Here is a 19575-nt window from a genome sequence, read left to right as displayed (position 1 = left end):
CATCTCGATCGAAGTCTGTTGCGGTGAGGGTTTGCGAAGCATCCCCCATGGAATCAAAAGCCCCCGCCAATGGCGAGGACTTTGTCAGCAGTCTGGCGCGGCCGGCGGGCCGCGCTTTTTTGTTGGGCACGTCTCGGCGATCAGTTCATGAGAGTCGTCACGATGTCGGCTTTGACTTTGCTTGGCAGAGGCACGAACTGCATCGACCGCGCGGTGGCGTCGCCATGGGCGAACGCCCATTTGAAGAACTCCAAGGCGGCGGCCGACGTGGCGCGCTTGTCCGGGCTTCTCGGCACCAGCGCAAAGGTCGCCGTCACGATCGGCCAGGCGTGCTCTCCCGGCATGTCGGTGAGATCGACCGCAAAGTTCGGCACGGACCAGTCGCCATGCTCGGCGGCGTCGGCAAAGCTGCGTCCATTCGGCATCACGAACCGCCCTGCCCTGTTCTGCAATTGCACGGTCGCAAGGTTGTTGGCAGTGACGTAGGAGAGCTCGGCATAGCCGATGCCGCCGGGCGTCATCGGCACCGTCGACGCCGCGCCATAGCTGCCTTTGACGCCGGCACCGACCGGCCAACTCAACGTCATGCCGATCCCCATCCTGTCGCGCCAGGCCGCACTGTTCTTGGACAGATAGCGAGAGATCGCGTAGGTGCCGCCCGACCCGCCGGCATGATACAGCAGCGAAATCGGCAGGCTGGGCAGAGCCAGACCCGGATTGAGCTGCACGATCCGCACGTCGTCCCACGACTTGACCACGCCCATGAAGATGTCCGCAAGCACAGGCGCGGTGAGCCGAAGTTTGCCGGCCGAAACGCCCGGAATATTGACCACGACGGCGTAGCCGCCGACGATGGTCGGAAATTGCCGGATATTTCCTTCCTTCAGCTTGTTGTCGTCCATCGGCACGTCCGATCCGCCGAAGTCCGTCAGGCCCCTCAGCACCTGCAGTTGTCCGACCGAGGATCCTGATGGTTGATAGTTGATCGCGAGCCCCGTCGTCGGCTTCTGCTGTTCTGCCCATTTGATGTAGATCGGAGCGGCGAAGGCCGAACCGGTCCCCATCACCGACATCTCGGCACGACCGGCTGTGACGCCTGCCGAGCTGATGGCGAGCGCCATCAATGCGAAGCGAATCGCACGCATGTTGTTTCCTTTGTGGCTGCTGTGACTGGGGTGGGGCGGGATTATTCGACGCCGTTCAGGACGAAGTCGAAGATGTCGTAGTTGCGCAGCACGCCGGTTTCGGCGCGCTCTCGGTAGTCGCGCCTGAGCGGACGCGACAGCACGAACGGCACGCGCTGCTCGCCAAGCCCGCCATGCGAGCGCAGGCGATGGTCGCCCAGCGCCGACAGGTCGTGATCTTCACGCCTGGCTCCAACCGCCGTTCCGCGATCGGTGAACACCACGAAGTCGCCCTCGCGATCCGGCGGCAACTGGTAGCGTTCGCACACCGTGGCGCGATCGAGCACCAGCTCGACGCCGGGCAGCGACCGCGTAAAGGTCATCAGCGTCTCGATATCGCAGCTCTTCATCACATGGACACGCACGAAGCCCCCGAGTGCGCCGTGATGGCGGACGAATGGATCGGCGATCGGACAGATCACCCGCGCAATGCCGGCACCGAACTTCTCGTTCAGAGCGTCCTCGAGATAGACGACGTTCGGCTGGCCATCCGCACCCGACTTGTCGGCCATGCCGTGGTCGGCAGTCAGGGCGACGGTGGCGCCGAGTTCGATCAGGCGCGCGATCCGCCGATCCACGGCCGCGTGGAAGTCGTTGGATTCGTCGTCGCCCGGCCGGTACTTGTGCTGCACATAATCCGACGTCGACAGATACATCAGGTCGGGCTTGGCCGTCTCCAGCAGCCTGATGCCGGCATCCAGCGCGAACAGCGACAGATCGGCGGAATACTGATCCGGCCTTCTGCGCCCCACCATGTCCTCGCCGCTCGCGAAACCGAGCGCCGTGAGATCGGCGGCGTTCGGGTGCTCGGATGAGAAGGCGATCCCGTCCATCTCGAAGGCGAGCACCTTCAGGAGCTTGTCCTTGGCGGTGACCACCGCGGTCTGCACGCCCGCTTTGCACATGGCGCCGAGGATGGTGCCGCAGCGCAATCGCCTCGCGTCCGTCACCATGATCTCTTCGCCGGTGTCGGCGTCGAGATAGTAGTTGCCGTTGATGCCGTGGACGGCGGGCGGCACGCCGGTGACGATCGAGGTGTTGTTGGTGTTGGTGGTCGTCGGCACCGTGGCAAGCGCGGTGCCGACATAGCCGACCGACCTCAGCGCACCGATCGTCGGCAGTACGCCGTCGGCAATGCCGCGCTCCAGATATTCGGGGTCGAACCCGTCGAGGCAGATCACGACCACCGGTCTGGGCGGCACGGCATAGCTGCGCCCGTTGGCCTGGATCAGAGTCCGCGGTCTGTCGGATTGAGGTTGGATCGTCATGCAGTCATCCCGGTGCTGAGTGCCGCCTGTCGTGGCGGCTGACGTCCGGGTGGTAGGCCGCTCCTGTGTGAGGATCGATCGAATAAAATCAACAAACGTGTGAGTATAAGTAGAGATTCAAACGCCCCCGCCGGTCGCCCTCGTCACACGGAGGTCATGTTGAAAGAACGCGAATTGCCGCTGGTCGCCCTCCGGGCGTTTGCTGTCGCTGCGCGCAGCGACAGCTTGAGCGCGGCCGCCGAAGAACTGGGAGTCACCCACGGCGCCGTCAGCAAGCAGGTGCGCCTATTGGAGGATTGGCTGGGACAGCAGGTCTTCACCCGCGAGGGCCGCAGTCTGGCGCTCACGCCATACGGCAGCGTCCTGGCGGAGCAGCTGAGCCAGTCGTTCCGCAATATCGAATCCGCCTGCCAGTATGTCAGGCGCCGTCGCAGCAAGGCGGTGCTGGCGGTCGAAGCGCCTTCGACATTCGCCATGTATTTCCTGATGCCGCGGCTCAAGCGGTTCGAGACCGCTAATCCCGATCTGGCGGTGTGGATTTCGACCCGGATGACCGGCCAGACCCCGGACGTGGCGTCCCACGATCTTCTGATCACGCGGGGCAGCGGCGACAAGATCGGAGGGCATTCGAAAGCATCGACGGCGTTGTTCGAGGAGAATCTGACGCCGGTCTGCAGCATCGATCTTCTTCAGGAGCAGCCCATCGAGAAACCGGAGGATCTTCTCGCGTTTCCATTGATCACGTCCGCGACGCGGCCGGGGCACTGGGAGGCATGGTTGAACAAGGCAGGCCTGCGCGGCCACCTGTTCGAAGGCGGCCATCGCTTCGACCACATGTTCGTGGCGATGCATGCGGTGCGCGAGGGATTCGGCTCGATCGTCGCGCCGAAGGAGTTCTTTCCCGGAAAGCCCGAATGGCGGCTCGTCTGCCCGTTTCCGGACTTGGTCGTGAAGGGCGAAAAGTACGCCGCTCACCCGACCTCGCGCGCCGATCCGCGCTATCTCGGCCGGTTCGTGGAATGGTTGAAGGAGGAGATCAGGACGTCGGCCCTAAGCCCATCCTGACGCGCCCGGCAAAGCCGAGCGTCTTCAAGGATGGGGAGCCCATGGGCTGGGCTCTCAGATCGGGCTCTCAGATCTCGGCGACGATGCCGCTGCCGCCCAGCACGGCTTCCTGCACGAAGTTCCGACAGCCGCGCAAGGACCGCAGCGCGCGGTTGAAGTCGATGCCGGTCGAGACCAGCGACCGGATCGAGGTCGGGTGGCGGGCGACGCCACGCAGCACCTTGCGCAGATCGACGTCGCCGTTCGGCTTGATCGCGGTCGAGACGATCTGCGGCAGGCTTCGGCCCGCAGGATCGCTGATCACCCGCAACGCCGCGAACGGCAGCTTGGCGGCGGCGGCGAAATCGGCGGCGATATGGCTTTCCATATCGACCGCGGCCGCGCCGGTCTCCGAGCGCAGCGCCGCCTTGGCGGTGCGCGCCGCGACCACCTGCTCGGCCCCGACCAATCCGCCGCGTACCACGCGGTGGCGGCCGACACCGGCGCTGCGCAATAATTCGTCCGTCAATGCAACTTCCGACGTCCAGCGGCGTTCACCCGCCACGACCTCGGTAGCGATGACGATGTCACCGGCCTCGAGCGCAGGATCGAGCCCCCCGGCGACGCCGAAGCTGATCACGCCGCGAATCGACGATGCGTCGAAATCGGCCATGATCGCGCGTAATTGCTTGGGGTCGCTACTGCTGCAGATAACGGTGAGGCCCGGCCCTGCCGCGATACGTGCTTCCTGAATCAGGCCCGTCACAATCAATACCGGCCTCGGATCTTGGCGATTTGCCGCGGCCTGGTCGTCCACTGCCCCCAGAATCACATTCCGACCCCTACCACCTTGCTGTTCGTGGCCTGCAAGTTCCGATACCGCGCTAGCGCCCAGAGCGGGAAGAACTTCGAATAGCCATGATACCGCAGATAAAACACCCGCGGGAAGCCCGTCGCCGTGTAACGTTGCTCGTCCCACAGTCCTTTTTCGGTCTGTGTGCTTTTCAGGTACTCGATGCCCCGTGCCACGGCCGGATGATCGACCTCACCCGCAGCCATCAGAGCAAGCAAGGCCCATGCCGTTTGTGAGGAGGTCGAAGGCGCACTTTCGTAGCCGCGGTAATCCAGTCGGTAGCTGACCGCGTCCTCGCCCCAGCCGCCGTCGCGATTCTGCACCGACTCCAGCCAAGCCACCGCCTTGCGGATCATCGGATCGGAATGGGAAACGCCGGCGGCGTTGAGGGCGCACAGCACCGACCAGGTGCCGTAGATGTAATTCATCCCCCAGCGGCCGTACCAGGAGCCTTCCGCGAGCTGGGTGTCGCGCAGATAGCGGATCGCACGGGCCAGCGCCGGGCTGCTGTCGACGGTCTCCCCGAGCTGCGCCAGCATCGAGACGCAGCGCGCGGTGACGTCCTCGGTCGGCGGATCGAGCATCGCGCCGTGGTCCGAGAACGGGATGTTGTTCAAATAGTACTCGGTGTTGTTGATGTCGAAGGCACCCCAGCCGCCGTCGTCGCTCTGCATGCCCTCGATCCACTCGCGGGCGCGGGCGATCGCGGCGTCGTAGGCGGGATTCGGCTGGTCCTTGCGGGCGCGGTCGAGCGCCATCACCACCACCGCAGTGTCGTCGAGATCCGGATAATGGGCGTTGTTGTATTGGAACGCCCAGCCGCCGGGGCGGACGTTCGGCGCCTTCACGGCCCAGTCGCCCTTGACGTCGAGCACCTGGCGCGGGAGGAGCCAGTCGAGCGCGGACCGCACCGATTTGGCACCGTCGTGACCGTCCGCCTCCAGCACCGCGTGGCTGGCGAGCGCGGTGTCCCACACCGGCGAGACGCAGGGCTGGCAGTAGGCTTCGTCGCCGCGATCGACCAGCAGCAGATCGATGCCGCGGCGCTGGATGGCCCGCGGCGGATAATCTTCGGGATAGCCGAGCGCCTCGTACATCATCACGGTGTTGGCCATCGGCGGGAAGATCGCGCCGAGGCCGTCTTCGCCGTTGAGCCGCTCCTCGATGAAGGCGAGCGCCTTGTCGATCGCGTGCTGGCGCAGCCGCTTCGGCATCACCGGCTCGATCACGCGCAGCACCGCGTCGATCGACCCGAACAGCTTGAACAGCCCCCAGTTCTGATGCGGCGCCTTGGCCGGCATCCCGATCGTCTTGGGGTCCTGCAGGAACAATTCGTCGATGCCGACGCCCTTGGGATTTTTGGCCTTCGGCTTCAGCGCGCACAGCACCAGCAGCGGCACCATCGTGGTCCGCGCCCAGTACGACACTTTGTTCAGCGTGAAGGGGGACCAGCTCGGGAGCAGCATAATTTCGACCGGCAGCACTGGCACCGCGCGCCACGTGGTCACGCCGTACAGCGTCAGCAGGAACCGGGTGAACACGTTGGAGTGGATCGCGCCGCCGCGCGAACGGATCGCCTCGCGCGCCCGCACCATGTGCGGCGCGTCGACGCTGTCGCCGATCATCTTCAGCGCGAAATACCCCTTCACGCTGGCGCTCATGTCCAAGTCGCCGTCGTGGACCAGCGGCCAGCCGCCATGGGCGCCCTGGATCCGGCGCAGATACACCGCGATCTTGGCCTCGAGCGCGGCATCGACCGGCTCGCCGAGGTAATGCCGCAGCAGCACGTATTCGGCAGGAATGGTGCAATCGGCCTCGAGTTCGAACACCCAATGGCCGTCGTCGCGTCGAAAGTTCAGCAGCGCGCTGCGCGCCGCATCGATCGAAGCTTCGAGCGCGTCGCGCCCGACACCGGTATCGTAGCTGCCGGAATCCATTTTATCTGCTGTGTCTCCGTTGTTGGGGGCGGATCAGGCGCGGCCGGCGGCCAGCACCAGGTCCGCGGCGCGGTTGCCGGACCGGACCGATCCTTCGATGGTCGCCGGTAACCCCGTATCAGTCCAATCGCCAGCGAGATATAGGTTTCTCCACTGGGTGACCGGCCCGGGGCGCAGGGCATTCTGCGCCGGTGTAGCCGCGAACGTGGCGCGGCGCTCGCGGACAATTTGCCACGGCGGCAGATTGGCCGTGATCCCGGCGATCCTGCAGATTTCGCCCCAGATTTCGGCTGCGAGCTGCTCGCGCGGCGCCTCGACCAGGCGGTCGCCGTTGCTGATAGTCACCGACAGCCGGTTCGGGAACGCGAACAGCCATTCCACCACCCCGCCGATCACCCCGGTCAGGGCCGGCATGCCGGGCGGCGGCGCATAGTTGAAATGCGCGTTGACGATGGCGCGGTATTCCTGCGGCGTCTTCAGGCCGGGCAGCAGCGACGCGGCCGGGCGCGGCGGCACCGCCAGCACCACCGCATCGTCCGGCCCAAGGGCGACGACATCCTCGCCGCCGAACTGCAGCGCGCCGACGCGGTCGCCGGAAGACGTCAGCCCCCGCAGCTCGTGGCCGAACCGCACGCCCGGCCCGCTGGCGGCGAGCTGCGCCACTGCGGGCTCGACCAGCACCGCCGACAGCCCGTCGCGGGCAATCAGCGGCCGGCAGGCCTGACCGCCGGCCAGCAGCGTCTCACGCACCACTGCGCCGGCGAGCCCGGCGGAGCCTTCCGGCGGATCGACATTGAGCGCGGCGAGCAACAGCGGCGCCACCAGCCGGTCGTACAGCGGGCCGGAGCATTTGATGGTGTCGCCGATCAGCCTGGTGGTCGGCGCCCACAGCAGCGGCATCAGCCCGAGGTAATCGCCGATCGACGTGTCCGGCACGCGGCTATTCGCATCGAACAGCCACAGCGGCAGCTTGCCGCCGCCGAGCTTGAGCCGCCAGCGCGCAGCGCTCGGCAGGTCGATGAAGTCGAACTCGGCGCGCTCCGGGCCGACCAGGCCGGCTTCGGTGCCGATCGAACGCGCATACCCGCAGGCGGCGTGATTGCCCGACAGCAACAGGTGGTTGCCGTTGTCGATCACGAGCCCGGTCTGGGCGTCGAAATACGAGCGGCAGCGGCCGCCGGCCTGCTGCATCGCTTCGTGGACGTGGACGACAAGCCCGGCGCGGGCGAGCCGGGTCGCGGCCGCAAGACCGGAGATTCCCGCACCGATGACGTGAACCGTTTTCGACATCACACGATCGCGTATTGCAGCAGGATGGCGATCTTCGACGCCTTGCCGAGCTTCACCGGGGCGCGCGGCGCTGCGAAACCGCGCGCGATCAGAAGCTGCAGGATCGCGTAGTAGTACTTGCCCATGATGCGGGGAGCCTTCACCAGCCGGCGCGGATTGCGGTTCATCACCTTGTCCGCAGCGGCGAAATGCGTCAGCGCGCGCTCCACCAGCGGCGCGCAGACGCTCGGCAGCGCCGGATGCGCCGCGACCACGCGCGGATCGGTGGCGGTGATGCCGGCCTTGTGCAGCAGCTCGCTCGGCAGATACAGCCGGCCGATGCCGGCGTCCTCGTCGATGTCGCGCAGGATGTTGGTGAGCTGCAGCGCGCGGCCGAGATGGTGCGACAATTCGATGCCATCGGCTTCCGGCAGGCCGAAGATCCGCACCGACAGCCGCCCCACCGCGCTGGCGACGCGGTCGCAGTACAGATCGAGCGTGGCTTCGTCCGGCGCACGGATGTCGGCGTCGACGTCCATCTCCATGCCGTCGATGATCGCCTCGAAATCCTCGCGCTTCAGCCCGAAGGTGCGCAGCGAATCCTGATAGTCCGCCAGCCGCGGCGGCGGCGCGCCGCGATACAGCGCCGCGATGTCGTCGCGCCATTGCTGCAGCTCGGCGACCCGCTGCTCGCGCGGCCGGTCGGAATCGGCGATGTCGTCGACGAAGCGGCAGAAGCTGTAGACCTGGAACATCGCCTCGCGCTGCGGGCGCGGCAGGATGCGCATCGCGGCGTAGAACGAACTGCCGAGCGCGACGCCTTGATGCGCGGCCGGCTCCGGCGTGGCGTGAACGGTCATGCGCGCGGCGCCGGATGCGATACCGGCCCCTTTCCGAAGCTGCGGCGAACGATTTCCGAGCCCATCGCGCCGAAGCTTGCGGTGGCGAATTCGGTCGGCTTCAGATGCACGCGCTCGCTGAGCGGGTCGCGGGTCTGCAGCATCCGCACGATTCGGTCGGCATAGGCCTGGATCACCGAAACTTCCAGGCCGAGCCGGAAATCCTTGATCTCGGCGGCAAGCGGCCGACCGTCGCCGAGCAGCGACGCGGTGCGGGCTGCCAGCCCGTGCAGGCACTTCAGCAGCGCCGGTGACGACTTCTGCAGGCCGAGGTCTTCGACCGTGGCACCGGCGGCGTCGAGCACGTCGCGCGGCAGATACACCCGGTTGAGGGTGCGATAGTCCTTGCCGCAGTCCTGCAGGTGATTGTTGATCTGCAGGCCCGCGCACAGCGCGTCCGAGGCGGGCCAGGTCGCTGTGCTTTCGCCGTGGACGTCGAGCATGAAGCGGCCGACCGGCATCGCCGAATAGCGGCAATAGTGAATGACCTCGTCCCAATCCTCGTAGCGCAGCTTGGTGACGTCCATCCGGAATGCGATCAGCAGATCGAGCGCGTGGCGCGGCGGCATGCCGCGCTCGGCCAGCGCCCGGCGCAGATGCACCGCCTCGGGCTGGGTCTCGCCGCGGCCGAGCAGCTCGGCTTCGAGCAGATCGAGATATTCCAGCTTGGTCGCGGCATCGAGCATCGCGTGGTCGGCGATGTCGTCGGCGGTCCGGACGAAGTTGTAGAACGCCAGAATCAGGTCACGGTGCCGCGGATGGATGATCCACGACGCCACCGGGAAATTCTCGTCCCGGTGGGTCTTGCCCGATCGAAGCTCGCTCGCGGTCGTCATCGGCACTGGCTAAACACTTGGTTTGGTGACGAAAAAAAGCGAACGGCCGCACCCGGCCGGGCCGGGCGCACCGTTCGCGACGCCATATAAGGGAAATCGGCGGCTAAACCAACGATCTTGACGGAGGATGTCGGGGTCGCAGTTCTGCCCCGATCGCCGCCGCCGCCTCCGAACCGGACCGAAACCGGCCCGGCGGACGCCGTCTCACCGCCTCACTGGCCGTGGCTGACCAACACCTGGTCGCAGGCTTTGCTGATCTTGGCGCGATTCTGCTGCAGGCAGGACAGAATCACCAGATCGCTCTGCTCCATCACGGAGCGGCAGAAACGCGACACGTCGCGCGAGCAGGCCTTCTGCTCGGCTTCGGTGCCGCTACGCTGCTGTTGCTGGGCATTGGCGCCGGACGACATCGAAACCAGCAGCAACGCGAGCGCAACCAAAGTCTTTTGCATTGTCTTCCTTCGATATGGGCTGGGGGTCGGAAACCCGTTGTCGGTTCATCAGCGTCGCCGCCTGGATGGATCGCGGCACGCACGACGACACAGCGGTATGATGTGTCGATCAAGGCGACAAATACGGCCAAATTAGCGCCGACGCACGCGGCATTACCAAGCGGCAGCGCGGAGCAACGCCGGGCCCGGTGATTTTCGCGGAACGTTGCCGATTTGATGCAAATGCGATAGTTCCGCGGACGAGCCGGCGGAACAGCATGACCACCCGCCTTGGTGCGCGGGCGCGGCGTTACTATTTGAGTTGAACCTGCCGCAAGGCGAATACACTAACCAGCGGACGTGACGCGACGCGTTACACAGCGATCTCCGAGGATAGCCAGAATGAGCCTGCTTCGTTCCACGACTTCGTCACTGCACGCCTTGAAGGCGGCCGGAATCGGCGCCGCGATGATGCTGTCGGCTTCGGCCGCGCTCGCGGACCCGGGACCGTTCTCAGGCTTCGAAGGATCGTGGTCGGGCAACGGTACCGTGGCGCTTTCGGATGGCTCGAAGGAACGGATCCGCTGCAAAGCGACCTACCGAGTCGGCGGCGGCGGCAACCAGTTGACGCAGACGCTGCGCTGCGCCAGCGACAGCTACAAGTTCGATCTCTCCGCCGACGTCGCCAGCAACGGCGACCGGATTTCCGGCAACTGGAGCGAGGCCAGCCGCAACATCAACGGCAGCCTGCAGGGCAAGGCGGGCGGCGGCCACATCGAAGTGTTCGTCGAAGCCGCCGGCTTCGCCGCCAGCATCTCGCTGACCACCCGCGGCAACAAGCAGTCGGTCGGCATCAGCTCGAAGGGCGAGATCCGCGGCGTCAACATCTCGATGACCCGCGGCTGACGATCTACACAACGACACTCTGAGTCAGAAAAGCCCCCGGATCCTGCAGTCCGGGGGCTTTCGTTTGACAGCGGGCCTACACCACCGGCCCGGCGCGATGGCGGCCGCCGCGCAGGCGCTGCGCCGTGGCGATCAGCCACATCGCGGTCGGGCGCAGGATGAACAGATCGGCGATCAGCGCCGCCACCATCGCGAAGGCGCTGAGCCAGCCGAACAGCCGCAGCGACGGCAGGTCCGAGAAGACCGTGACGCCGAGACCGCAGGCCAGCACCACGGTGGTGAGGATCAGCGCCGGTCCGACCAGCACGGTGGCGCGCTCGACTGCATGCGCGGCGCTGACACCCGGCGGGCTCTCCAGCCGCAACCGGTTGAGGAAGTGAATGGTGGCCGACAGGCCGAGGCCGAACGACACCGTCAGCGCCACCACGCTGGCGAATTGCAGCCCCTCCCCCATCAGCCACAGCAGCGTGCCGGACAGCACCACCGGGAAGATACCCGGCAGGATGCAGGCCAGCATCACCACCACCGAGCGGAACGCCAGGCCGATGAAGATCGCCACCAGCGCGAATTCGATGGTGAGGCCGTGGTTGAGCTTGGAGATCATGTCGGCACTGTTGCGCGCGGCAATCGCCGACAGCCCGGTGACCGCGACCTCGTATCCCGGATGCGCGGCGCGCACCGCGTCGAGCGCGTGGTCGAGCTTCTGCACCACCGGGAGAATCGCGCTGGAGTCGAGATCCGGCACCCGGCCGGAGACCACCACGGCGGTCTGATCCTCCGAGATGAAGCGGCGAACCAGGTTCTGCGGCAGCAGGTCGACATACTCCTTCAGCGTGTCGACGCTGGTGGTGTGCGCCTTCTCGGCGAGCCAGCGGCGCAGCGTCTCCAGCGACCAGACGTTGCCGACGCCGGCCTGCTTCTCGATCGTGGCATGGACCTGGGCGATGATCTGCAGGCTCTCGGGCGAGTACAGCGACTGGCCCTTGGGGAATTCGATCAGCACGTCGATCGGGTTGGCGCCGGTGAGCTTGGCGTCGAGCCGGTCGCTCGCCTGCACCGCCTGCTCCTTGTCGGGGACCTGATCGGCGAGGCGATAGCGCGGCTCGAGATTGGCATAGATCACCGCGAGGCCACCGACCACCAGCACCGCCAGAAGGCTGAACAGCCCGGGCCGGCCGACCATCCGCACCGCGATGAAGGCGCAGAACCGGCGCAGCGCGTTGACGCCGAGATCGGCGCTCTGGAACTTGGCCGCGAACGCTTCCTCGTGGCGCACCAGCAGCACGCCGAACACCGGCACCAGCGTCAGCACCGCCACCAGCGCCAGCACGGTGGCGAGCAGTCCGGCCTCGCCGAACGCGCGGATCAGGTCCGAACTGGAAAACTGCAGCGCGATGAAGGAAATCCCGGCGGTGGCGTGGGTCAGCACGCAGGCCGGGCCGACCACCAGCACGGCGTTCTTGAACGCGGTGTATTTGTCCTCGCCGGCAATCAGCCGGTCCCGCGCCGCAAAGGTGAGCTGCATCGAATCCGAGAAGCTGATCACCATGATCAGCGGCGTCATCACGTTGAGGAACATGTTCAGGCTGAAGCCGGCCCAGCCGAGCACGCCGAGCGCCAGCAGGATCGCCAGCAGCGGCGGAAACGCCGCCACCACCATGAACGAGATCTTGCGGAAGAACAGGATGGCGATGATGCAGCCGGCGAGAATGCCGGCGACGTTGTAGATCAGCCCGTCGCGCTCGACGGCGTTGCGGATTTCGAGCTGCATCACCGGCACGCCGGACAATTGCCGGCTGAGTCCGGAGCCGTCGAGATCGTCGGCCATGACCTTGCGGATTTCGCCGATCGTGGCGCGCAGCCGGGCGTTGTCGGCCACCACCTTGGGATCGAGCGACAGCACCACCAGCGCCAGCGTGCCGTCTTCGGACAGCAGCTTGCCGCGGATGATCTCGTTGGTCTTCACCGTCTGCACGAACCGGTCGTAGGCCTCGCCTTCCGGCAGATCGGGTGGAAACAGCGCCGCCGGCAGCTTGCCGGGCTCCGGTGCCTGCCGCGCCGAAAACAGCGAGATCAGGCCGCGGACGCCGTCGATCAATTGCAGATCGGTGACGGTGTCGCGCAGCTTCTCGAGATTGTCGCGGGCCAGCAGCTCCTTGCCTTCGACCACCATCAGCACGTCGAATTCGGTCGAGGGAAATCGCTTGGTGACCTCCTCGTACTGCTTGAACTCCTTGGTGTCGGAGCGGAACAGCTGGCTGAGGGAGTCATCGATCTTGATCCGTTCGATGCCGAACACCGCACCGACGATCAGCGCCAGCAGGATGATGCAGGACACCACCGGGGCGCGCAGCGGGATCAGACCGAGCCGCTCCAGGCCGAAGGCGATGCTGACCCGCCGCCGCTTGATTTCCGCGACTTCGGCGTCGTTCACGTTTCTGTCCAGCATGCGCAATTCCGTCCTATCGATCGCTTGTCCTAGCCAGACTTCCCGGCACGAATGCGACAGCGTCGCATCGCCCGGCATCCAGGTCCTCGGACATGCAGCAATTCACCACCTGCGCAGGCTCGGACCGACCGCCCTTCGGCATCGAGACTGGGAACCGGAATCCACCAGATTCGCGGTCCGCTTGCGAGTTTTCCGAGAGCCCCGGATCAAGGCGCCGGCAGCTCCGGCATCAGGCTGCCACTCTCGTCCTTGAGGGCGACGCCGGTGGTCTGGCGTGCGAATCCTTCGCGCACCAGCCAGGCGATCTTGTGCGCCGCCTCGTCCGGCGAAATCCCGGCGGCGTGCACATTCGACACGCAGTTGCGGTCGGCGTCGGTGAGGCCGGGCCGCGGCCCGAAGGTCAGATAGGCGCCGAGGCTGGCCGGCGCCGACAGGCCGGGACGTTCGCCGATCAGCACCACCACCATCCGAGCGCCGAGCGCCGCGCCGATCTCGTCGCCGAGGGCCACCCGGGCGCCGGAGGCGACCACCGCCGGGCCGACGCCGATCCGGGCCGCCGCCAGCCGCGGCAGCAGATGCCGCACCACGGCGGTCGCCTGCGCCGCCACCGCGACCGGCGACAGGCCGTCACCGATCACCAGCGCGACGTCGGCGGCCTTCCCTGCCCCGTCCAGGATCGCGCCCGACGCCGGATCAAGCTGGCGGCCGAGGTCGGGCCGGACCAGATAGTCCCGCCGGCCGCCGGCCCGGCTCGCTACCTGCAGCGTGCGCAGGCCGAGCGCCTGCAAGTCGCGCGCGATGGCGTCGGCGTCGAACCTCGCATGGACGGCGTCGCGAGCCCGGGCATGAGCGAGGGTGAAATCCAGCAGCGCCTCGGTCGGCAGGCTGGTGCCGGCGCGGCCGAGCGCGATGCGGGCCGTCGTGAAACGGCGCAGCTCGGCGAGCGATCGCGGCGGCGTGGCAAGAGTATTCATGCGCTCCCTATTCCGCCGGGACCGAGGCTTCGCGCAGGCGGAGCGAGTAGTTCGACGCGTTGGCATGGCCGCGCGAGGCTTCGCGCGCATAGATGATCAGATGATGCGCCACCACCATCACCGACAGGAAATATTCGAGCTCGCCGCGGACCAGCCGGGTCAGGGCGAATTTCCAGAATGCCGGCTTGTAGTCGCCCTTGACGCCGATCTGCCAGACGATGTTCCGGAACATCACCAGGGCGCGCTTGATGTTGGCTTTCGATGCGCGCTGCGGCGTCGCCGGCAGCTTCAGCCGGTGCGCATAGGCGTTGCGGATCTGATAATCGTAGCGCGCCAACAGCGCCGCGGGCTGGTAGGCGCGTGACATGCAGGTTTTCCACATCGCCACCACCTGATCGTAGGGCATCAGGAAGTCGACATTGGAGTCGCGGGATTCGTCGTGCACCAGCCGGCCCTCGCGCTCCAGCCGGTCCCACAGCGGCGTCTTCGGCAGCGCCTGCAGCAGGTTGATCGTCAGCAGCGGGATCTGCGACTGGTCGATGAATTTCAGCAGGAAGTTGCCGGTCTCCGGCGTGTCGGTATCGAGCCCCAGGATGATGCCCGACACCACCTCGATCCCGTAGCTGCCGATGGTGCGCACGCCTTCCAGGATCGGGACCATCATGTTGTGGTCCTTGTGCATCGCCTTCAGCGCGGTCGGGTCCGGCGTCTCGATGCCGACGAAGATCGTACAGAAATACGCCTCGCGCATCAGTTCGAGGATCTCCGGCCGCTTGGCGATGTTCAGCGTCGCCTCGCAGGCGAGCTGCAGCGCGAACCCGGTGCGCTTCTGCCATTCGACCAGATGCGGCAGCAGATCGAGCGCCGCCTTGCGGTTGCCGATGAAATTGTCGTCGACGAAATACACCGAGCCGCGGATGCCGCACTCCACCATGCGGTCGAGCTCGGTGATGATCTGCTCCGGCGTCTTCAGCCGCGGATTGCGGCCGTAAAGGCCCGGAATGTCGCAGAACTCACACTGATACGGGCAACCCGACGAGTACTGGATGCTGCCGAGCAGATATTTGCTGCATTCCGCCAGCTCGTAGGCCGGAATCGGAAACAGCGCCATGTCGAGGCGGTCTTCGGTGGTGAACACGATCTGGCGCTTCGGCCGCGCCACGTCGTGCGCCAGCCTGGCGATCAATTGATCGGTGGCGTCGCCGAGCTCGCCGACATGCAGGTAGTCGAAATTCGGGTAGTAATCGGGACAGGCGCTGACCGAGGGACCGCCCAGCGCCACCGGCAGATCGAAATCATGGGCGCGTCGGCAGATGTCGTTCATCTGCTGGCGCTGGATGTGCATGCCGCTGACGAACACCGCATCGGCCCAGGTGAAATCGTCTTCGGTGGCGGGGCGGATGTTCTCGTCGACGAAGCGGACCGACCATTCGTCCGGCAGATAGGCGGCGATCACCAGCAGCCCCTGCGGCGGCATGAAGGCCGCGACGTCGTCCATCAGTGGATAGGAATGCTGAAACGTGCCGAAGGACTTGGTGTAGCGCGGGAAAACACAAAGAATGCGACGACTGGTCTGGCCGGATTCGGCTTTCATCGAACTTTCCCCGCGAACGACACGATCTCCGTGTTGGTTGCGGCGATCGTCGGCACGGTTCGACCGCCGGCCCCAAAAACGGCAAGTCCAATACAACTGCGCGGCCCGCGACCGGTTCCCTATGGCGGCGAAAAAGTCCGCCCGACCGCGTCCGTGATGCATGATCTAACCACGGTCGCAGCGGAGCGGCCAGCGTTTCTTGTCGGGCGTCGGCCGAGCGGCCCCGTCAGGCGATCAACCGCGCGGCGATTTCCGGCAGCAGGGCACCGTCCGTCAGCGGGCGATGATCGGGGCCGGCAAAACCGGCACGGACCAGCCAGTCGTCGAATTCCGGCGCGCGTTTCAGGCCGAACAGGTCGCGGACATACAGGGCGTCGTGGAACGATGTCGACTGGTAGTTGAGCATGACGTCGTCGGCGCCGGGCACGCCCATGATGAAATTAACGCCGGCCGCGGCGAGCAGCGTCAGCAGCGTGTCCATGTCGTCCTGATCGGCTTCGGCGTGGTTAGTGTAGCAGATGTCGACCCCGAGCGGCAGGCCGAGCAGCTTGCCGCAGAAGTGATCCTCGAGCCCGGCACGGACGATCTGCTTGCCGTCGTAGAGATATTCCGGGCCGATGAATCCGACCACGCTGTTGACCAGCAGAGGCGAGAACGCACGAGCGACCGCATAGGCGCGCGCCTCGCAGGTCTGCTGATCGACGCCGTGATGCGCATTCGCCGACAGCGCCGAGCCCTGCCCGGTCTCGAAATACATCACGTTATCGCCGAGGGTGCCGCGCTTCTGCGCCAGCGTCGCCTGATGCGCCTCCGCGAGCAGCGCCAGATCGACGCCGAAGCTGCGGTTGGCGGCCTCGGTGCCGGCGATCGATTGGAACGTCAGATCGACCGGAGCGCCCTGTTCGATCAGGCGCAGCGTGGTGGTGACGTGCGTGAGCACGCAGCCCTGGGTCGGAATCGCCAGCCGCGCGATGATATCGTCGAGCAGCCGCACCAGCTGCCCGAGCACGGCCGGATCGTCGCTCGCCGGATTGATGCCGATGCAGGCGTCGCCGGCGCCGAGCAGCAGGCCGTCGAGGATCGATGCGGTGATGCCGCGGGCATCGTCGAACGGGTGGTTCGGCTGCAGCCGCACGCTGATCCGACCCGGCAGTCCGATGGTGTTGCGGAAGCGGGTGACGACGCGGCATTTCTTCGCCACCAGGATCAGGTCCTGGTTGCGCATCAGCTTGGAGACGGCGGCGACCATTTCGGGCGTCAGGCCCGGCGCCAGCGCGGCCAGCGCCGAAGGCGTCGCGGCATCCGACAGCAGCCAATCGCGGAAGCCGCCGACGGTGAGCGCGGCCACGGGTGCAAACGCCGCGGCGTCGTGGCGATCGGCGATCAGCCGCGTCACCTCGTCGGCCTCGTAGGGGATCACCATTTCGGACAGGAATTGCCGCAGCGGCAGGTTCGCCAGCGCCATCCGGGCCGCCACCATCTGCTCGGCGCTGTCGGCGGCGATCCCGGCGAGCCGGTCGCCGGAGCGCGGCGGGCTCGCCTTGGCGAGCAGGTCGCGCAGATCCTCGAACACGAACGAGACGTTGCCGATGCTGTGGCGGTAGATCATGGCGTCCCCGGCGGAGCGCTGCGGTCGCAGCGCAGGCCGGAGGGTAGCAAAGGCACGCGCGTCAGGCGACCCGAACGGTTGCGAGAAATTTAGCCACCTCGGCACGCAACCGGTTGTTTTCCCCCGACAGCATCTGCGCCGAGGTCAGCACCTCGTCCGACGCCGCCCCGGTGTCGGCCGCGCCGCGATTGACGTTGCCGATGCTGGCCGCGACCTGGTTGGTGCCGATCGCCGCCTGCTGCACGCTGCGGGCGATCTCCTGGGTCGCAGAGCCCTGCTCGTCGACCGACGCCGCGATGGTCGAGGCGATGTGCGCGATCTTGCCGATGGTGCCGCCGATCTCCTTGATGGCGACGACCGACTCCTTGGTGGCCGCCTGCATCTCGGCGATCTGCGCGCTGATTTCGTCGGTGGCCTTGGCGGTCTGCTCCGCCAGCGCCTTGACCTCCTGCGCCACCACGGCAAAACCGCGGCCGGCCTCGCCGGCCCGGGCGGACTCGATGGTGGCATTGAGTGCCAAGAGATTGGTCTGGCCGGCAATCGTGGTGATCAGCTGAGTGACGTCGCCGATCCGGTTGGCGGCCTGCGCCAGCTTGGCGATCCGCGCGTCGGTCTGTTCGGCCTGCTGCACCGCCTCGTCGGCGATCTTGCGCGACTCGCTGACCTGACGGCTGATCTCCTCGACCGAGGCGGTCATTTCTTCGGTGGCGGACGCCACCGACTGCACGTTGTTCGAGGTCTGCGACGACGCTGCGGCCACCGTGGTGGCAAGCTGCTGGGTCTCGGCGCTGCCTTTGGCGAGCGCGCCCGCGGATGCTTCCAGCGCCTGCGAGGCGATCCCGACCTGTTCGACGATCTGGCCGACCGCCGCTTCGAAACTGTCGGCGAGCTGATGCAGCTCGGCCCGCCGGGCTTCCGCGGCGATCTGTTCCTGGCGTTGCCGTTCGGCCTGCTCGCGCTCGGCCTTGGCGACCGCCTGGACCTTGAACTCCTCGACCGCGCGGGCCATCTGGCCGACCTCGTCGCCGCGTTCCAGGCCGGGCAACTGCACGCCGAAATTGCCGGACGCCAGTTCGCGCATCGCTCCCGTCATCGCCACCACCGGGCGGGCGATGCTGCGGCCGATCAGGAACGAAAATGCGATGCCGACCAACGACGCCACCGCCAGGATGGATCCGAGCAGCCATTGTTCGCGATCAAGCGCGATACCGGTCTGCGCGATCTCACGGTCGCGGCTGTCGTTGCTGGACAAAATCAGATCGCCGATCAGCTTGTCGATCTCGCCGAAACTCTTCTCCGCGCTCTTGATGAACAGCATCGCCGAGCCGGCGTCGCCGTCCGCCATCTCGACCGCGTTCTTGGCCTGCTTCTGATAGCCGGCGACCGCCGCCTTCAACTTCTGAAACGCCGGCTTGGCGGCATCCGCGCCGAGCGCCTTCTCGACCTCGGCCAGCGGAGTCGGGATCTGCCCGATCCCGGCAGCCGCTTCCTTGATGACGGCCGTCAGCTTGGCCGCGTCGGTCTCGTTGGCCGCGGTCGCGGCCATCCGGTACAGCTTGGCGTGCGCGGTCCAGGCGGTGTTGTTGAGGTCTGCCGCCAGCTCCGACAGCCTGACCGGGCCGGACACCAGCTTGTCGACATTCTGCTGGTTGGCGCGCAGCGACTGCAGCGCGAACGCGCCGATCGCGATCATCACCACGACCAGAAATGCAGGGGCGAGCTGGACCTTCCACGACAGTCCGATGTGTTTGATCCAGCTTCCCATCGAGTACTCCCGAGTCCGGTGGCAATAGTCGTCGGCGGCTTCCGCGCCGCCGTCAGAGCTTGTAGACGCCGGCGCAGACGGCGGTGTTGTCGAGCCGCTCGCAGTACATTTCCTTCGGCTCGACCTTCTTGCTGACCGGATTGACGAACTTGTAGTCCTGCCAGAACGAGGGCTGCTTGGCGGCGAGCTCGACCCGCTCCTTGACGTAGAGCTTGCCGTCGACGTCCTGCGCCTCGATCATGTCCTTGCCGATGAACTTGGCGTTGGCGCCGTGCGCCAGGACCTTGCCGTCGAGCTGGTAGACGACCACGTAGAGATCGTCCTTGATGAACGGGCCGGCCTTGTCGCTGATCGCCGGATAGGTCTTCTCCGCGCCATCGGCTTTGATCGCGGCGACGGCTTTCTTGACCATCGCGACCGCCTCGTCCTTGCTGGCGCCGGCGACCGCAGGGACGGCCGCAAATGCCAACGCCGCGGCGGCGACGGTGGCGATCATGCTCTTGCTCATGGTTCATCTCCTCGGATGCGTAGGGCCTCAGACGCGGCCAAGGTGGCGA

General features: G+C 66.4%; 16 protein-coding genes. 2 read left to right on the top strand and 14 right to left on the bottom strand.

Features of this window, described 5'->3' with window-relative positions; all coding sequences use genetic code 11:
- Positions 1–140 precede the first annotated feature (140 nt).
- Both pstS and phnA read right to left on the bottom strand, forming a co-directional pair.
- Complete coding sequence (gene pstS, locus DWA33_RS15125; RefSeq protein ID WP_114358894.1) at positions 141–1145, bottom strand: phosphate ABC transporter substrate-binding protein PstS; 1005 nt, start codon at positions 1143–1145, stop codon at positions 141–143.
- A 41-nt stretch (positions 1146–1186) separates the two neighbouring features.
- Complete coding sequence (gene phnA, locus DWA33_RS15120) at positions 1187–2452, bottom strand: phosphonoacetate hydrolase (protein ID WP_114358893.1); 1266 nt, start codon at positions 2450–2452, stop codon at positions 1187–1189.
- A 156-nt stretch (positions 2453–2608) separates the two neighbouring features.
- Between phnA and DWA33_RS15115 the strand changes: the two genes are divergently transcribed.
- The gene (locus DWA33_RS15115; protein WP_114358892.1) at positions 2609–3517 is read left to right on the top strand and encodes a LysR substrate-binding domain-containing protein; all 909 of its coding nucleotides are present in this window, start codon (positions 2609–2611) and stop codon (positions 3515–3517) included.
- Between the two features lie 67 nt (positions 3518–3584).
- On the opposite strand, the gene DWA33_RS15110 is transcribed toward DWA33_RS15115, so the two are convergent.
- The 6 genes from DWA33_RS15110 to DWA33_RS15085 all read right to left on the bottom strand — a co-directional run bounded on the left by DWA33_RS15110 (position 3585) and on the right by DWA33_RS15085 (position 9742).
- Positions 3585–4328, bottom strand: coding sequence for a phosphorylase (locus DWA33_RS15110; protein WP_114358891.1), 744 nt, complete (start codon positions 4326–4328; stop codon positions 3585–3587).
- Positions 4325–6286, bottom strand: a complete 1962-nt coding sequence (gene shc / locus DWA33_RS15105; protein WP_114358890.1) for a squalene--hopene cyclase — start codon at positions 6284–6286, stop codon at positions 4325–4327. The genes DWA33_RS15110 and shc overlap by 4 nt, the downstream gene beginning before the upstream one ends.
- Before the next feature lie 33 nt (positions 6287–6319).
- Positions 6320–7576, bottom strand: coding sequence for a hydroxysqualene dehydroxylase HpnE (gene hpnE / locus DWA33_RS15100; RefSeq protein WP_114358889.1), 1257 nt, complete (start codon positions 7574–7576; stop codon positions 6320–6322).
- Positions 7576–8415 carry a presqualene diphosphate synthase HpnD gene (hpnD, locus tag DWA33_RS15095; RefSeq protein WP_114358888.1) on the bottom strand — a complete coding sequence of 280 codons (840 nt, stop codon included), beginning with the start codon at positions 8413–8415 and terminating at the stop codon, positions 7576–7578. The genes hpnE and hpnD overlap by 1 nt, the downstream gene beginning before the upstream one ends.
- Complete coding sequence (gene hpnC / locus DWA33_RS15090) at positions 8412–9290, bottom strand: squalene synthase HpnC (protein ID WP_114358910.1); 879 nt, start codon at positions 9288–9290, stop codon at positions 8412–8414. Before hpnC ends, hpnD begins: the two co-directional genes overlap by 4 nt.
- A 212-nt stretch (positions 9291–9502) precedes the next feature.
- Positions 9503–9742 carry a hypothetical protein gene (locus DWA33_RS15085; RefSeq protein WP_114358887.1) on the bottom strand — a complete coding sequence of 80 codons (240 nt, stop codon included), beginning with the start codon at positions 9740–9742 and terminating at the stop codon, positions 9503–9505.
- A gap of 381 nt (positions 9743–10123) precedes the next feature.
- On the opposite strand from DWA33_RS15085, the gene DWA33_RS15080 reads away from it, so the two are divergent.
- On the top strand, positions 10124–10627 hold the full coding sequence (locus DWA33_RS15080; protein WP_114358886.1) for a hypothetical protein: 504 nt from the start codon (positions 10124–10126) through the stop codon (positions 10625–10627).
- A gap of 76 nt (positions 10628–10703) precedes the next feature.
- Here the strand turns inward: DWA33_RS15080 and DWA33_RS15075 are convergent, their stop codons facing one another.
- The 6 genes from DWA33_RS15075 to DWA33_RS15050 all read right to left on the bottom strand — a co-directional run bounded on the left by DWA33_RS15075 (position 10704) and on the right by DWA33_RS15050 (position 19526).
- Positions 10704–13076 (bottom strand): efflux RND transporter permease subunit, encoded by a 2373-nt coding sequence (locus tag DWA33_RS15075; protein ID WP_114358885.1) that lies wholly within the window; start codon positions 13074–13076, stop codon positions 10704–10706.
- A gap of 206 nt (positions 13077–13282) precedes the next feature.
- Positions 13283–14050 (bottom strand): ethanolamine ammonia-lyase subunit EutC, encoded by a 768-nt coding sequence (gene eutC, locus DWA33_RS15070; RefSeq protein WP_114358884.1) that lies wholly within the window; start codon positions 14048–14050, stop codon positions 13283–13285.
- 7 nt (positions 14051–14057) lie between these two features.
- Entirely contained in the window at positions 14058–15644 is a 1587-nt protein-coding gene (hpnP, locus tag DWA33_RS15065) for a hopanoid C-2 methylase (RefSeq protein WP_114358883.1), read from the bottom strand.
- 226 nt (positions 15645–15870) lie between these two features.
- On the bottom strand, positions 15871–17253 hold the full coding sequence (locus DWA33_RS15060) for an ethanolamine ammonia-lyase subunit EutB (protein ID WP_114358882.1): 1383 nt from the start codon (positions 17251–17253) through the stop codon (positions 15871–15873).
- A 61-nt stretch (positions 17254–17314) separates the two neighbouring features.
- Positions 17315–19018 carry a methyl-accepting chemotaxis protein gene (locus DWA33_RS15055; protein WP_114358881.1) on the bottom strand — a complete coding sequence of 568 codons (1704 nt, stop codon included), beginning with the start codon at positions 19016–19018 and terminating at the stop codon, positions 17315–17317.
- Between the two features lie 52 nt (positions 19019–19070).
- The gene (locus DWA33_RS15050; protein WP_114358880.1) at positions 19071–19526 is read right to left on the bottom strand and encodes a cache domain-containing protein; all 456 of its coding nucleotides are present in this window, start codon (positions 19524–19526) and stop codon (positions 19071–19073) included.
- Positions 19527–19575 lie beyond the last annotated feature (49 nt).

Source organism: Rhodopseudomonas pentothenatexigens (genome assembly GCF_900218015.1).
Taxonomy (GTDB): Bacteria; Pseudomonadota; Alphaproteobacteria; order Rhizobiales; family Xanthobacteraceae; genus Rhodopseudomonas; species Rhodopseudomonas pentothenatexigens.
The sequence above is the reverse complement of the archived record's forward strand: the minus strand, read 5'-3'. Positions and strand labels throughout refer to the sequence as shown.